The sequence below is a fragment of the Thalassotalea hakodatensis genome, assembly GCF_030295995.1.
Lineage (GTDB): Bacteria > Pseudomonadota > Gammaproteobacteria > Enterobacterales > Alteromonadaceae > Thalassotalea_C > Thalassotalea_C hakodatensis.
Genome location: NZ_AP027365.1, coordinates 3,272,953 through 3,288,897 on the forward strand (window position 1 = coordinate 3,272,953; position 15,945 = coordinate 3,288,897).

Annotated in this window: 16 protein-coding genes; 5 read left to right on the forward strand and 11 right to left on the reverse strand. The window is 38.1% G+C overall.

Annotated features, from left to right (window positions below; translation table 11 throughout):
• Window positions 1-224: 224 nt before the first annotated feature.
• The 4 genes from QUE72_RS14505 (at window position 225) to QUE72_RS14520 (ending at window position 2,999) form a co-directional block, all read left to right on the forward strand.
• Window positions 225-1,103, forward strand: a complete 879-nt coding sequence (locus QUE72_RS14505) for a LysR substrate-binding domain-containing protein (protein ID WP_074498911.1) — start codon at window positions 225-227, stop codon at window positions 1,101-1,103.
• Between the two features lie 162 nt (window positions 1,104-1,265).
• A complete protein-coding gene (locus QUE72_RS14510; protein WP_286269775.1) occupies window positions 1,266-1,784 on the forward strand; it encodes a tetratricopeptide repeat protein in 519 nt (172 codons plus the stop codon).
• Window positions 1,785-1,797: 13 nt separating this feature from the next.
• On the forward strand, window positions 1,798-1,950 hold the full coding sequence (locus QUE72_RS14515; RefSeq protein ID WP_286269777.1) for a hypothetical protein: 153 nt from the start codon (window positions 1,798-1,800) through the stop codon (window positions 1,948-1,950).
• Between the two features lie 317 nt (window positions 1,951-2,267).
• Window positions 2,268-2,999 carry a YebC/PmpR family DNA-binding transcriptional regulator gene (locus QUE72_RS14520; protein WP_286269778.1) on the forward strand — a complete coding sequence of 244 codons (732 nt, stop codon included), beginning with the start codon at window positions 2,268-2,270 and terminating at the stop codon, window positions 2,997-2,999.
• 78 nt (window positions 3,000-3,077) lie between these two features.
• Here QUE72_RS14520 and QUE72_RS14525 read toward each other — a convergent pair whose 3' ends face one another.
• From QUE72_RS14525 to relA, 4 genes are read right to left on the reverse strand one after another with little or no spacing between them, the layout of a single operon-like run.
• The gene (locus tag QUE72_RS14525) at window positions 3,078-4,286 is read right to left on the reverse strand and encodes an iron-containing alcohol dehydrogenase (protein WP_286269780.1); all 1,209 of its coding nucleotides are present in this window, start codon (window positions 4,284-4,286) and stop codon (window positions 3,078-3,080) included.
• Window positions 4,283-5,086, reverse strand: a complete 804-nt coding sequence (locus QUE72_RS14530) for an enoyl-CoA hydratase-related protein (protein WP_286269781.1) — start codon at window positions 5,084-5,086, stop codon at window positions 4,283-4,285. Before QUE72_RS14530 ends, QUE72_RS14525 begins: the two co-directional genes overlap by 4 nt.
• A 2-nt stretch (window positions 5,087-5,088) precedes the next feature.
• Entirely contained in the window at window positions 5,089-5,901 is an 813-nt protein-coding gene (gene mazG / locus QUE72_RS14535) for a nucleoside triphosphate pyrophosphohydrolase (protein WP_286269782.1), read from the reverse strand.
• A 2-nt stretch (window positions 5,902-5,903) separates the two neighbouring features.
• Window positions 5,904-8,099: a GTP diphosphokinase gene (gene relA, locus QUE72_RS14540; protein ID WP_074498826.1), complete on the reverse strand. Its 2,196-nt coding sequence runs from the start codon at window positions 8,097-8,099 to the stop codon at window positions 5,904-5,906.
• Window positions 8,100-8,335: 236 nt separating this feature from the next.
• Here relA and barA point away from each other — a divergent pair, with 236 nt between their 5' ends.
• Window positions 8,336-11,203 (forward strand): two-component sensor histidine kinase BarA, encoded by a 2,868-nt coding sequence (barA, locus tag QUE72_RS14545; protein WP_286269783.1) that lies wholly within the window; start codon window positions 8,336-8,338, stop codon window positions 11,201-11,203.
• A 12-nt stretch (window positions 11,204-11,215) separates the two neighbouring features.
• On the opposite strand, the gene QUE72_RS14550 is transcribed toward barA, so the two are convergent.
• The 7 genes from QUE72_RS14550 to lepB all read right to left on the reverse strand — a co-directional run bounded on the left by QUE72_RS14550 (window position 11,216) and on the right by lepB (window position 15,941).
• A complete protein-coding gene (locus tag QUE72_RS14550; RefSeq protein WP_074498828.1) occupies window positions 11,216-11,464 on the reverse strand; it encodes a hypothetical protein in 249 nt (82 codons plus the stop codon).
• Window positions 11,465-11,579: 115 nt separating this feature from the next.
• Window positions 11,580-11,960 (reverse strand): holo-ACP synthase, encoded by a 381-nt coding sequence (acpS, locus tag QUE72_RS14555; protein WP_286269785.1) that lies wholly within the window; start codon window positions 11,958-11,960, stop codon window positions 11,580-11,582.
• Window positions 11,961-11,964: 4 nt separating this feature from the next.
• On the reverse strand, window positions 11,965-12,696 hold the full coding sequence (gene pdxJ / locus QUE72_RS14560) for a pyridoxine 5'-phosphate synthase (protein ID WP_286269786.1): 732 nt from the start codon (window positions 12,694-12,696) through the stop codon (window positions 11,965-11,967).
• Between the two features lie 2 nt (window positions 12,697-12,698).
• Window positions 12,699-13,385: a DNA repair protein RecO gene (gene recO / locus QUE72_RS14565; protein ID WP_286269787.1), complete on the reverse strand. Its 687-nt coding sequence runs from the start codon at window positions 13,383-13,385 to the stop codon at window positions 12,699-12,701.
• Between the two features lie 12 nt (window positions 13,386-13,397).
• Window positions 13,398-14,303, reverse strand: a complete 906-nt coding sequence (era, locus tag QUE72_RS14570) for a GTPase Era (protein WP_286269788.1) — start codon at window positions 14,301-14,303, stop codon at window positions 13,398-13,400.
• Between the two features lies 1 nt (window position 14,304).
• Window positions 14,305-15,021, reverse strand: a complete 717-nt coding sequence (gene rnc / locus QUE72_RS14575) for a ribonuclease III (RefSeq protein ID WP_286269789.1) — start codon at window positions 15,019-15,021, stop codon at window positions 14,305-14,307.
• Window positions 15,021-15,941, reverse strand: a complete 921-nt coding sequence (gene lepB, locus QUE72_RS14580; protein WP_286269790.1) for a signal peptidase I — start codon at window positions 15,939-15,941, stop codon at window positions 15,021-15,023. Before lepB ends, rnc begins: the two co-directional genes overlap by 1 nt.
• Between the last annotated feature and the right edge of the window lie 4 nt (window positions 15,942-15,945).

A 15,945-nucleotide genomic window follows, 5' to 3' on the forward strand; every position in this document is an offset into this window, starting at 1 on the left:
ATGTTTAAGTCCTAGCGCTGCATTTGCAGCGCTTTTTTTTACGAAAAACGCATCATCAAGAATATCTTTACTACAGCTATGCACCACCTTAGTGCAACCCATGTCACAATGCGAAGCAGGAATTTAATAGAAATTTAATTTATCCTTATAAATCAGTCAACTAATTTATGGTTTAACACTTGCACTGCATCGTTTAGATTAATAAAGACAAGGTATATATGGCTATTCAAACCCCTATTCGCGGCTTAAGATCATTTTGTATCGCCGCTAAATGTTTAAGCTTCAAACATGCTGCTTCACAACTATTTTTAACGCCATCAGCAGTGAGCCATCAAATAAAACAGCTTGAAGAACAATTAGGTTTTGAGCTATTTCAACGACAAACGCGTGCTATCGCGTTAACAAGTGCGGGAAAACAATTTTATAGTGCAGTACAACCGCTTATTTCTGAGCTTGAAAACACTATTTCAAGTTTCACTCATAATCAACAAAATCAAACTATTACTATCTCAATGCCCGAGTTTTTTGCCAGTGAATTGTTTGTTCCTAAATTAAGTGACTGGACGGAGAAATACCCAAATATCAATTTACAACTCGAAACCGTTAAAGCAAGCTCTCCTTCATCTAATAATGCTGATTTATCCATTGTATTAGCTAACGGCGTACCAAACGCCAGCATCGTACAAGAGTTATTCCCAATACGTTATGCACCAGCTTGTAATAAAAAACTTTATAAACAGTGGGTAAATCATGGAATTGATGCCCTTAAACATGTACCGCTGATTTTACATCAGTCAAGACCATGGTCATGGCATCAATGGGCTGAAAAAATGAATATTGATGACTTTGATCCAAAACAAATTATCCAATTTGATAGCATGTTTGGCGTTGCAAGAGCAGCTCAGCAAGGCATGGGAATTGCGTTAGTACCTTTGCCAATGAGCAAAACATGGTTTAGTGAAAAACTACTGATTAAACTGTTCGATCAAGAATTAGTCACAAAAGATAAATATTACTTGATTCAGCATGAAAACATTGAAGTTGGCAGCGCAATGGATACCTTCGCTAAGTGGGTAGAAAGAAACTTCAATGCTGATCATTAATTATCAGCCTTCCTAATTTACCACATCACTGACAGATGAATAAAATTCACCTAACGACTGTATTTTTATCGTTTGTCAGTAAAGTCGGTTCCTCTTATTGTTTACCCATCAATTGCATTTAACTTGTAATTGACAAAACACATGAATCAAACAAGAGGATAAATGATGAAATTAACACACCCAACACTACTATCGCTTTCAATGGCAAGTATGCTTGCAACTGCCAGCCCAAGCGAAACAACCTTAGAAAAATTTAAAATTGCTGTCATTAAAGACACCACTGGCTCATCTGAGTTAATGCAAGGTGATTACACATCAGGCATGCATAAACTAACTTCGGCTAAAGAGTCATCTACCGGTTTCGATATCGATATGGGGTTATGTGCTGCAAACTTAAAACACCTTAAATTTGAGCAAGCAGAAGAAGCTTGTTCTGACGCAATAGAAGGAATTGACGCTCATGCAGCAAGAAGCCGTGAAGGTAAATTTATTAAAGCATTAGCGTTAAGTAACCGCGGTATTGTTCGCTATTTACAAGACGATAGCTATGGTGCTCTTGAAGACTTTAGCAGTGCACTTTTACTTTCTGATAGCAAAGTGATTAAAGATAACTTAGCGTATCTAAAAGTAAGCATGAGCAAAAGAACCTTAGGTACAGACACTGTTGAATTAACAGAATAATAAGGAGCATGTAATGAAACGCAATTTGCTAACAGACTACTTATTAAAACAATCGCTATTGTTGCATCAATTAACGCATTTAAACCTCGCACAATGGGACATTAATGTATTACAGCAAGCACAAATAATTAATCAACGACAGAGTGATATAAACGAATGCAACTAATAACCTAATTCGGCGAGAATGAAGCTAAGTTCTCGCCTCTTCTTAATGAATTACACACTACCGTATAGATAGGAGCCGTCGGTTAACAAGCGGAAATTATCAGTTTTTATTTGAATGCCTACCACAGAACGTTGATGCCTCTTTATACTAATTTATGTAACCTATAACGAATTATTCATAGTAAACCTAATAATTATTTTACTTAATTTATGATTTTAACAAGTATTGCTTACCTCCAGTTCAGTTTAGCTACTAGAAAGCATTAGCATAGCTTGCTAGAATCTACGCATTTTAAAATCTTAAGAGAACGATACAAGATGGGTAGAGCGTTTCAAAACCGTAAAGAATCTATGGCGAAAACCGCCGGACAAAAAACCAAAGTGTATTCTAAATATGGTAAAGCCATTTACGCTACAGCTAAAAGTGGTGGCAGCGACCCAGACGGAAATTTAGCCTTACGCAGCTTGATAGAAAAGGCCAAAAAAGATCAAGTGCCTACACATGTTATTGAGAAAGCAATTGATAAAGCAAGTGGCGCGGGTGGTGAAGATTATTCAGAAGCACGATACGAAGGTTTCGGCCCAGGTAACTGTATGGTGATCATTGATTGTTTAACTGATAATGGCAACCGCACTATTAAAGATGTGCGTCAATGCTTTACAAAAACACATTCAAAAATTGGCTCTACCGGAACTGTGTCTCACATGTTTGATCACCAAGCCGTTTTTGCTTTTAAAGGTGAAGATGACGAAGTGGTGTTAGAAAACTTAATGATGGCTGACATTGACGTTACAGACGTTGAGCTAGAAGACGGTGTGATCACTGTTTATGCTCCACACACTGAGTTTTATAAAATTAAAACCGCGTTTGCTGACACAATGCCAGAATTTACGTTAGAAGTAGAAGAAATTTCGTGGGTACCACAAACCTACGTTGATATTACTGAAGAAGAAGATATCGCCAATTTTCAGAAATTTATGGCAATGTTAGAAGATTGTGATGATGTTCAGCAGGTATATCACAATGCAGACTTACCTAACGATGCATAAAAAGTAGCATTCAAGCAAAGAAGCGCCATATTTGGCGCTTTTTCTTTTTTATAGTCCTAAATAAGTGTGCTCACTTATTTATACGGGGTGGCTATTACAAAGCTTATGCAATATAGCTTGGCATTCCATTACGCTCATTAATTTTGGCACAGGGTAATCGCAATAAGCTTCTTTTATTGCTCGGTTTGCTAATAAGGGAATGTCTTTTGTCCGTAGCTGTTCAAAGTAAATAGGAATATTTAAATGCCTAATAAGTGAATTTACTCGCGTTAAAAAGGCTTGTGCTTGAAGCTTTTTATTTTCGTTTTTATCACAAAACCCTAAACTAACCGCAAGTTCAGCATATTTTTCAACAGACTTGTGCTTTGAAAATTCAAGTACATGCGACAACAAGACTGCATTCGCTCTGCCATGGGGAATGTGGTACACCGCTCCTAGCTGATGTGCAATAGCATGTACATAACCAATAGAAGCCCGCGTAAAAGCGGCCCCCGCATAATAACTGGCTAGCAGCATTTCATGTCGTGCCTTTTCATTACTCCCATCATCATAAGCAAGTGGTAAAGAAGTAAAAATACCTTTCATTGCCTGTAAACTATATTGTTTAGTTAACCTCGTAGCATGCTTACTTAGATATGATTCAATGGCATGCGTAAGTGCATCGATACCTGTTTCCGCGGTAATTTGTTTGGGTAAGCCAATCGTCAGAACAGGATCCAATAGCGCAACGGCAGGCACCAAGCATGGATCAATTACAGTAAATTTTTGCTGTTTAGTAACATCCGTTATCACCGCAACCAGTGTTGTTTCTGAGCCCGTTCCTGCCGTAGTTGGAATAGCAATAAAATAAGGTAACTTTTTACGAACTCTAAATAAACCAGCAAGGGCTGCAATTGATTTATTCTTAACAACACTTGCTGCAACTCCCTTTGCACAGTCGATGACCGAGCCTCCACCAAAGGCAATAATGGCATCACATTTATTATCAATAAAATGCGCTTTACCTTGTTCCACAATTTCAATCGTTGGATCTGGCGTGATTTGGTCAAAAACATAATAATTGATACCTTTCGCCTCTAACAAAGTCAATAATGGCTTGATTAACCCTAGCTGCATCAAGCCATTATCGGTAGCAATAAAGACACATGATTTATCATGCCTTTGTAATAATTCAGATACATCATCTAGGTGATTTGCCCCTGTTACTAAAGCAGGCAATGGAATGCGTATCAGTTTATTAGCATATTTTCGAACATAAATAACGAAGTTATGTAACCAAGGGTTCATGATGATTTTGCCAATTTATCCATCAACGTTTTAACCGCGTTAATATGTTCAGGATTGTTATGGCAAATTCCTTGAAAGGTCGCACAAATATCTAGAAAGTCATTCAGTTCAGTTCGTTGCGCCATTTGCATTAAACGCTTACTCATACGCAGTGCATGAGTTGGCTTATCAGCCATTTCTTTTGCCAACGAAAATGCTGTAGCTTGTAATTGCTGTTCAGGCACTACCGATAATACAACGCCAAGTTCTTTAGCTTCTTCGGCATTAATCACTTTACCCGTAAAGGTTAAATGTGCTGCTTGTTGGTAGCCTATAAGTCGCTGCATAAACCAAGCTCCACCATCCCCAGGGATAATACCTAAATTAATAAACGTTTCGCCAAATTTAGCTTTTTCACTGGCGATCCGAATATCACACATATTAGCGATATCAAATCCTGCGCCTATAGCAGGACCATTAACGGCGGCTATCACTGGCACTTCACAACGATAAAGCGCCTTAGGAATACGTTGAATTCCTTGACGATATCGTTGTTCAAGTGTTTCAACATCGCCGGCAAAATCACCCGCGCGATCAGCCATATCTTTAATATTGCCTCCCGCAGAAAAGGCAGAACCTTCTCCTGTGAGAATCAATACCGCAATACTTGATTGACAGTTAACCCAATTGACCACTGCAACAATATCATCAGCTATAGCAGTACCTGTGAGCGCATTACGCACATCATGTCGGGTAAACATTAAGGTCGCAATGTTATCTGCTACCATTAATTGACAATCGACAAGTTCTGGTTGTTGCATGGCTATTCCTTATTTTGTACTTTCTCTTGAGCTTTTGCGTGTTGCCAATATTGCTCAAGCATCGCTAGATCATGCTCCGAAAATGATTTATTAGCATCACTCACTTGCTTTTCTACATGCTGAAATCGTCGAGTGAACTTAGCGTTTGCTTGTCGAAGTAACGCTTCGGGATCTTGCTTAGCATGTCGGCACACATTCACCGCAGCAAACAGTAAGTCGCCAAGCTCCTCAGCAAGGCCTGCTTTGTTACCCGCAAGTTCATCTTTGACTTCTTGAATTTCTTCTTCAACTTTTTCAATTACTTGGTTTATATCTGACCAATCAAAACCCACATGCGAACAACGCTTCTGAATTTTAGCTGCTTGAGACAAAGCAGGTAATGCGTTTGGAATATCAGCAAGAATGCTCAAATTATTTGACTTGTTTTTTTCAGCTCGTTCTTTGGCTTTTTCTTGTTCCCAGTTTCGTTTAATTTCATCATCTGATGTTAGGTCAGAATCTGAAAAGACATGAGGATGGCGCCTTATCAATTTCTCACATACTGCTGCGAGCACTGAATCAAAATCAAATCGTTTTTCTTCTTCACCAAGTTGTGCGTAAAAAACCACTTGAAACAATAAATCGCCAAGCTCTTTTTCAAGCTCCGTATAATCATGTTGTGCTATGGCATCTGCTACTTCATAAGCTTCTTCAATGGTATGAGGTACGACAGAAGCGTAAGTTTGTTTGATATCCCACGGGCAGCCTGTATCTGGGTCACGCAACTCTGCCATGATCCAACGTAACTTTTCAATCGACGGTTTTTCATTAAGCATGATTATTTTCTTTTAACCTCTATTACATCATCTAGTTGCGAGAATTTTGCGATAAGCTTTTGTAACCGTTCTTGATGAGAAACTTCTAATTGTATTGTCATCGTAGTGGTATGTTCGTTTCTATCAGATTTTGATTCAAAACCAATAATTAATAATCGTTCATTTGCCACAATGGTTGAAATATCTCTGAGTAAACCTTGTCTATCATAAGCCGTAACTAATAAAGAAACCTGATAAGATGTTGAGCCCTGCTCTCCCCATTGAACTTCTACTTCACGTTCAGGGTGCTGTGTTAATAAATGACTAAATTGCTCGCAATCGCTTCTATGTATAGAAATACCTCGACCTTGAGTGATAAACCCTACGATGTCATCACCAGGAACTGGTTGGCAACATTTTGCCATATGAGTCAATAAGTTACCAACGCCTGATACCGTAATACCATTCTTATCAGTGTTAAGTTGTTGTTGAGTAGGGCTATGCTTTACCAGCGATTGTGGATCAATTTCAGATACAGGCTTATGTTTTTCTTCTTGAGCGACGATAAAATTAACCACTTGCTGTAGTCTAGCATTTCCTGAGCCTATTGAAGCGTAAAGATCTTCATTATTATTTACATTAAACCGTTGACAAACTGCTGATAAATCAGCTTTTTCACAATTAAATTTTATTAATTCAACTTCAAGTTGCTCTTTACCTAAGCTGATATGTTTATCTCTATCTTGCAGCTTAAAAAAATGTTGCACTTTTGCACGAGCTCTAGGCGTATGTAGATAATTAAGCGAAGGGTTTAACCAGTCTCTGCTCGGATTTGGGGTTTTACTGGTGAGTATTTCTACTTGGTCGCCAGTATGTAACTGATGGGTAAAGGGCACAATCCTGCCAAATACCTTAGCACCAATACAACAATGCCCAACGTTTGAATGAATATAGTAAGCAAAATCTAACGGGGTAGCGCCTGTAGGTAAATCAATAACATCGCCATTAGGTGTAAACACATAAATTCTATCTTCAAACACTTGGCTACGTAATTCGTCAAGAAGTTCGCCGCTTTCGGTAACATCTTCTTGCCATTGTAAAATTTTTCTTAACCAACTAACCTTTTCGTCAAAGCCTGTCGATTTACCTGACGCCGTACCTTCTTTATAACGCCAATGCGCAGCAACGCCAAGTTCGGCATCATCATGCATTTGTTTGGTACGTATCTGAATTTCGACCGTTTTGCCTTCTGGGCCATAAACAACAGTGTGAATAGATTGGTAACCATTGGTTTTTGGTGTGGCGACATAGTCATCAAATTCGTTAGGTAAATGTTTCCAGTTTGTATGTACGATACCAAGAGCGCCATAACAATCTTGCAGCTTGTCCACAACAACCCTTACAGCTCTTACATCGAAAAGTTGATCAAAGTCTAACGACTTTTTCTGCATTTTCTTCCAAATACTATAAATGTGTTTAGGTCTCCCATAGACTTCGCCCACAATGCCAGTTTCCGCTATTTTATGAGTTAAGCTTGCAACAAAATCCATCATGTATTGCTCGCGATCTAAACGTTTTTCATCAAGTAATTTAGCAATTTTCATGTAGGTATTAGGATGCAAATAACGGAAAGAAATATCTTCCAGCTCCCACTTTAATTGTCCAATACCTAAGCGATTTGCTAACGGTGCATAAATATTGGCAGTTTCTTTGGCAGCAAGTACTCGGTTTTCTTCATCAGCATTTTTAACCAAACGTAAATGCACTAAACGTTCGGCAAGTTTAATAACAACTGCTCGTACATCTTCAACCATGGCAAGTAGCATGCGGCGAATATTATCCACTTGATTAACAGAGACATTACTCGATTGCGTTTGCTGCAACGTTTTAATAGCATCCATTTGAGACACCCCTTTGCAAAGTAGGTAAATGTCTTTGCTATACGTTTCTTGCACTGTTGATAGTGTAATCAATTGATATTCGATTAACGGGATAATAATAGCGGCACAAAGTGAGTCTTTATCTAAATTAAGACTTGCTAAAATTTCAACCATTTCAAGCGCTTTAGTTTCACATTCATTATGCTGTGAAAATAACGTAAAGTGCTGTTGCCACAATAACGCTAGCGCATTTTTTTTCTCAAATGATAACGACAATGTATCTAACCATTGCGTAAAGCTCGTGAGCGTCATTTGATGTGATTTACGTACCGAAACCATGTTACTTCCATACCTTTAGGTGTTTTATCATGTACATAAGAGCTAAGGACAATTGATTTAGCTAATGAAATTGTTTGTTGACTATGCCATGATACAAAAAATCACACGGAATGTGTGAAAGATTACAGACAAATTATTAGGGTGTGTTGATCAGAATCTTTTGAATGTGAATAAATATCATACAACAAAATATAACACCCCCTACCTTAGCTAATCGATTAAACCGTGAATAACTTATGCAGAAATTAAGTCTAAAAGACTGGGTTATCTTACTCACCATCGTGCCAACAACCTTAATAGGGCTGTTTATTGCAAGTTATTTTTCGTATTCTAGTTACACAAACCTCAATGAATATTTAGAAAATCGTTCACGCAGCATTATTGAGCCTATTGCAATATCGGCAACTAAAAGCTTACAGGAGAAAGAACGCAGTAGTCTAAGAGAATTAGTAAACTTTGCCCATCGTAGCCAGTCATCATTGGTAAAAAGCATTACAATTTTCACTAAAGATAACCAAGTCTTTGTGACTAGTGCTTATCATGGTGATACTGAACTAATGCGCATTTCAGTTGGTGAACAAATTCCCTTAAATACACAATTTATTCATTACGATGATCATCTCATTTTACGTACCCCGATTATCGATGAGAAAAGTAATACACAAGTAATTGCTAACAATAACTTACAACAAGTTACTGTGGGTTACGTTGCCATGCAAATAGATAAGAACAGTGTTCAATTTGCACAACAAAATCAATTTTTAATTGCTTTTTCTATTGCTTTGGTTGGGGCATTTCTTAGTGCTCTTTTATCCATCACGTTAATTAAAAATGTAACACGCCCTATTACTTCTATGGTGCAAGCAGTTGATAGAATAAGAGAAGGTAAATTAGAAAGCCGAGTTACCGGTCAGTTAATTGGCGAATTAAATTTTCTTAAAAATGGTGTTAATGCCATGGCGCAGTCACTTGGTGATTATCAAGATGAAATGCAACGAAGCATTGACCAAGCCACGCTTGATTTGCGAGAAAGTTTAGAGCAATTTGAAATTCAAAACGTTGAATTAGACATAGCTAAACGAAAAGCACAAGAAGCCAATAAAGTTAAATCAGAATTTTTGGCAAATATGAGCCATGAATTAAGAACACCATTAAATGGTGTTATCGGTTTCACCCGCCAAGTATTAAAAACACCACTGTCAGATACACAACGTGATTATTTACAAACGATAGAACGTTCAGCAGCCAATTTATTAGCCATTATTAATGACATTTTAGATTTTTCTAAGTTAGATGCCGGTAAAATGGTCATTGAAAAAATTCCTTTTTCAATGCGTGAAACTGTTGAAGAATCTACGATATTATTAGCGCCTAGCGCGCACAGTAAAAATATTGAGCTGTCGTTACGTGTTGTGCCTAACGTACCTGACTCGTTAATTGGCGATGCTATGCGCATTAAACAAGTACTGATAAACCTAGCTAATAATGCAATAAAATTCACGGACAAAGGCTCTGTGAATATTGATATTGACTGTGAACGCCAAAGCGAGAATATTGCACAACTTAAAATCACTGTACACGATACAGGCATTGGTATTAATACCGCGCAACAAGCTTCAATTTTTGAGGCTTTTGGCCAAGGCGATCAAAGCGTTACGAGACTATATGGCGGCACCGGGTTAGGTCTCGTGATTTCACAACGTTTAGTGAAAGAAATGAACGGTGATATTGGTTTTATCAGTAATGAGAAAAATGGGTCAACCTTTTGGTTTACCTTTCAATGTGAAATCAACCCGATTCCAGACGATGCACTATTAAGTCCACCAGCATTAAGCAACAAACGTATTTTATACCTAGAGTCACACACGCACAGTAGAATTGCGAACAGTGAAATTCTAGAAAGTTGGCAGATGCATGTCACACCAGTTGAAAATTTAGAGCAAGTTACGGCAGCATTAACCAGTAAGAAACAATTCGATTATGCGCTTATTGGTCATGAAGTGACACCAACAGCAATTAATGAACTAAAGCAACTCATCGTTTCTTTAAAAGTGCATATCCCTTCAATTCATCTTGCAATCAATAGTAACTCGCCTAACTTACAAGAGGCATTACTCGTATTAGGTGCAAAAAGTTGCTTAAGTAAACCATTAACTCCCGAAAAGCTATGTAAGTCTCTTGTGCCACAACACTTTGATTTTGCCAACTCCTTAACAGAAGTGCTCGAAAATAAAGTACCTATAAAAGTATTAGCCGTAGACGATAACGACGCCAACTTAAAGTTAATCAATGCGTTATTGATGGAGCAAGTCAGCGAAGTACTAACTGCTGTTAATGGTCAAGAAGCGGTAGATATTTGTAAAAATGAAAAATTCGCATTGATATTTATGGATATTCAAATGCCGATAATGGATGGTATCAGTGCGCTTAACCATATAAAAACAAACTCACTAAATGAACAAACACCAATTATCGCGGTTACAGCCCATGCATTAAGTAGCGAAAAAGACAAATTACTAAAAGAGGGGTTTGACTCATACATGACCAAACCTATTGATGAAACTATGTTACGGCACACTATCTATGAGTATTGTGATTTAGATTTACTCGGTACCCAAGCATCACGAACGAAAATACTCAATGCTGATTTTTCTGCCACCGAACAAGAAGAATGTCAAACTGATAACCTTTTAGAAAATACAGGCGACAACGGTACATTATCTATTGCTACATCATCAGTAATCAATTGGCCACTAGCGTTAAAACGTGCAGGACGAAAACAAAAGCTTGCACAAGATATGTTAACAGGGTTAATTGAAAGCCTACCTGAGATAAAGCAAGACGTTACCGAGTCACTCGCTTCACAGGATCTAGAACGATTAAAAATATTAATCCATAAGCTAAATGGAGCTTGTTGTTATTCGGGGGTACCTGATCTTGGAAAAATGGTTCACCAGATTGAAACAGAGCTAAAAAGAGGGGCTGGAATAGACGAATTAGAACCAGAATTTTATGAATTTTTTGAACACGTAGATAGAATAATAGCTTACTCTACACAAGCTTTAGCAGAAATAGAAACTATCTCCAACCAACAAGAGGACTGATAGCTAGATTATTTAGTCACGTAATTGAATATCTGGAGACGTATTGATATCACCTTCTTCGTTAACGACTGCCAACCCACCATTGCAGGTTAAGACGGCAAGACTATGACCATTTTCATTACGAATAAAAGCAAGCTCATAACCGAACTTTCCAAGGCTGCTAGCAGAAAATTTTTGCGCTAATGATAACTTAGTCCACCACACTGACTTTTCAGGGGGTTCTCGTCGCCTGTCTACCATGGGTTGTTTTAGTGACTGCATAACACACCTACTGAGCAAATTTTAAACACAACTATTAACAAGTATAGACTAAAAAAGAGCTGCTTGGCCACTTTATCTACGTGATCATTTAATCATAAACATTAACATGTTCATATCAACGCGATAAAACAACAAATGCTGTTGCATAATGGGTTTCATCAGATAAAGAAATATGCCAAGACTTAGCAGTTAATTCTTTTGCTTTCATTAATGCTATGTCTGTTAATTTTAAGCTAGGCTGTCCACTTGCTAACGTGATAATTTCCATCTGTTGAAAGGATACTCCTGCGGCAATCCCTGTACCTAATGCTTTGGCAGCAGCTTCTTTCCCTGCCCACCGTTTAGCTAAAAAAGGCAATGGAAACTTAAGTGAATTATATTTATTCAACTCAGTTGGTGTTAATACTCTATGTGCAAGCTTTTCTAACACTTTGTCTGACATTGCAATAAGTCGATCAATCTCTACAATGTCAGTACCAATACCAATCACTGACATATAATTAAACTCTTGCTTCTAACATTAACCTTTTCATATCTCGTACTGCCTTATCTAGGCCATCTATCGCTGCTCGAGCAATGATCGCATGACCAATATTTAACTCAATAATTTCAGGAATTGCAGCAATGGGTTTTACGTTAAAATAAGTTAAACCGTGACCTGCATTCACTTTTAATCCACCTTGATGAGCGTATTGAATACCGTCAATTAACCGTTCAAGTTCAATCGCTTGCTCTGCTTCATTGCTAGCATCAGCATACTGACCAGTATGAATCTCAATATATGGCGCTTTACTGGCAATAGCAGCATCAATTTGCGCTTTATCTGCATCAATAAATAGACTGGTTTGGATCCCTTGATCAGCTAGTCGAGCAACAGCCCCTGTCATTTTATCTAATTGACCAGCAACATCTAAGCCGCCCTCAGTGGTTAGCTCTTCACGCTTTTCAGGCACTAAACAAACAAACGTAGGTTTAACTTCGCAAGCAATCGTTAACATTTCTTCTGTTACGGCCATTTCTAAATTCATTCGCGTATGAAGTGTTTGCTTAATTAGTCTTACATCGCGATCGAGGATATGACGGCGGTCTTCGCGCAAGTGAATGGTAATACCGTCCGCTCCCGCATGTTCAGCAACAGAGGCTGCATGCACAGGATCAGGATAATTTGTGCCACGTGCTTGTCGTAACGTCGCAATATGGTCCACATTCACGCCAAGTAAAATATCTTTCATTTTCAATCTCTTTTAATAAATAGTTTTCTACTGTTCAGTGGTTTACCATCAAGTAAATGATGGAATACTTCTCGCATTAATCTTTTATAAGTCTGCATCACTTGTTTGTCAGCTAATTCATTTTGTGCGATCGCTTGTAAATGCTCAACAGGATATCGTGGCAATTGTGTATTTAATTGTTCAACAACTAACCCTTGCTCTGGCACATAATGACAATTAGGTGTTGAACACGCAAATGCTAATGAAAAGTCTATACTATAACCGAGTTCATCTAATAGATGTCGTTCAAAATTGCGTAATACTGGCTCTATAGATTGCTGTTCAGCCAACTGCGTTAATGATTGCTGATATTGCTGAAAAATGTTGGGCATTGGCAATAACTCATCAAGCAATTTATTTTGCAATTCATTTAGATAAAACCCACTAAATAAGTAATTTCCGGTCAAATTCCAAGATTTAGCTGTGGCTTCTAACAACGTGATAGTTTTAAGATTTCGTTGGCCTTTAAAAGCCACTTTTAATGGGATGAAAGGCTGTAACAATGCTTTTTTACTCGATTTTACAGAATTTCCCGAATAGGTAATTGCTGATACTTTCCCGTGTTGCTCTGTAATAAATTCAGCGATTATTTGATGCTCTTTGTAAGGCCTAGCATGCAACAAAAAAGCATTTTGCTCTAACTCTTGCATGCGGTTGTACCCTTAACCCGAGTAATCATCACCATAACCTAAACTACGTAGAGCACGCTCATCATCAGCCCATCCTGACTTTACTTTTACCCATGACTCAAGAAATATTTGACGTTCAAATAACGCTTCCATGTCAATGCGCGCCTCTCTACCAATGGTTTTAAGGCGTTCACCCTTATTACCAATAACCATTCTCTTTTGACTGTTACGCTCTACTAAGATCAATGCATTAATATGTAGTACGCCTTTATCGTCCATTTTAAACTGCTCAATTTCAACCGTGGTTGAATATGGCAGTTCATCACCAGTAAAACGCATTAATTTTTCACGAATAATTTCTGACGCCATAAAACGACTTGAACGATCAGTGATATAATCTTCAGGAAACCAAAATTCGCCAGCCGGTAACGAAGATAAACACAATTGTTTAATTTTCTCTACGTTATCTCCTTTAGTTGCAGATATTGGCATGATCTCTTGAAACGTATGCAGCTGCCCTAACTTTTGCAAATGCGGTAATAACAATTCTTTGTCTTGAACGTTATCCACTTTATTTATCACTAAAACACAAGGTACTTTGGCATTTTTTACTTTGTTTAATACCAGTTCATCGTCAGAGGTCCAATGCGTGCCTTCAACAAGAAAAAGTACTAATTCTACCTCCGCAATAGAACTGCTTGCTGCACGATTCATAAAGCGGTTTATTGCACGTTTTTCATCCGCATGTAAACCAGGCGTGTCCACTAAAACTGCTTGTTTATCTTCTTCAGTAAGAATACCTAAAATACGATGCCTTGTCGTTTGAGGCTTACGAGACGTAATACTTACCTTTTGCCCTAGTAATGCATTAAGTAAGGTAGATTTCCCTACATTTGGTCTACCAACAATAGCAACTAAGCCACAATGCTGTTCAGTCATCTTATTTCCTCGATTGCTTAGAATTTTCTTTGGCAGATAAGATCAAGCCAAGCACTTTTTCAGCGGCTGCTTGCTCCGCTTTGCGTCTACTTGTGCCCTTGGTGATCACAGGTTCAGAAATTTCTCGTGTTGAACAGCGTACTGTAAATTCTTGGTTATGAGATTGACCTGTTGTATTAATAACCTCATATTGTGGCAAGGCAATTTTTCGACCTTGTAAGTACTCTTGTAAGCGCGTTTTAGGATCTTTTTGTGAATGGCCCGGCTGTATATCATTGAGTCTTTGTTCAAACCAAGAAAGCACTAATTGCTTACAAATATCAATATTTGAATCTAAAAAGACCGCTCCTATGATGGCCTCAACTGCATCTTCTAAAATAGATTCACGTCGATGGCCGCCACTTTTCAATTCTCCAGGGCCTAAAATGAGATGTTGGCCAAGTTCAAAGTTTCGGCCAATTTCCGCTAAGGTTACACCACGTACTAAACTTGAACGCATGCGTGTTAAGTCACCTTCATTTTCTTTCGGAAACTTTTCATATAACGCTTGCGCGATAGTAAAACCCAAGATTGAATCACCTAAAAACTCTAAGCGTTCATTATGCTGCCCTTTAGCACTACGATGTGTTAGCGCACGTAATAACAAGGCTGGATCATTAAAATGATAGCCTAAGCGTTTTTCTAACCGCGCCATTGCTTGTGGCGTATTTTTTACCATTAATTAATGCTACCTAAACGAGAAAAGCGAATACCTGTAGGTATCCAAGTGGGTAAAATATCATCTACCGTGCGCTCGAAGTCAAAGCTCATCCATATAAAGACCGCTTCACCCACTAAGTTTTCTTCTGGCACAAACCCCCAAAAACGACCGTCAAGGCTATTATCTCTGTTATCACCCATCACAAAATAATGACCTTCGGGTACCACAAACTCATCGCGCTGCGTACCGTTTTGTTTATGGTAATGCTCTGTTCTAGGTGCAATTAAATTATTGACTAAAATATCGTGTTTTTTCGTGGGTAATTCAGCGGTATATCGCGTCAATTCAATGTCGCCATCACTATAGTCACCATTACTAACAAATGTGTGTGGGATCTGGGTAAACTCTTCACATGCAGAGTTTTCATCGGTACATGCTGTTTTAATATATAACGACTTATTTCGATAAATAATGCGATCACCCGGTAAGCCAATAACTCGCTTAATGTAATCTATACGTGTATCAACAGGATATTTAAACACAACAACATCACCACGTGATGGTTCGCTGATTTCAATAAATTTATTGCGTAATACCGGATCACGTAACCCGTATGTATGCTTGTTAACTAAAATAAAATCGCCGTCGAGTAAGGTTGGCATCATAGAGCCTGACGGAATTTGAAAGGGCTCATATAAAAAAGAGCGCAACACTAAGACAAAAGCAATGACCGGAAATATTTGTACTGGCGTATCAATAAAAAATGGTGCTTCTAGAATTTTTTCTGCTATGTCTGAATCTAGTTCACCATCACATTGCTTTTGAGCTATGGCTAACTGTACACGTCGTTGTGGTGCCCAGTAAAATTTATCGGCTAGCCATACAACACCTGTAATTACTGTCAATATGACCAATAAAATCGAAAAATATACCGCCATAATT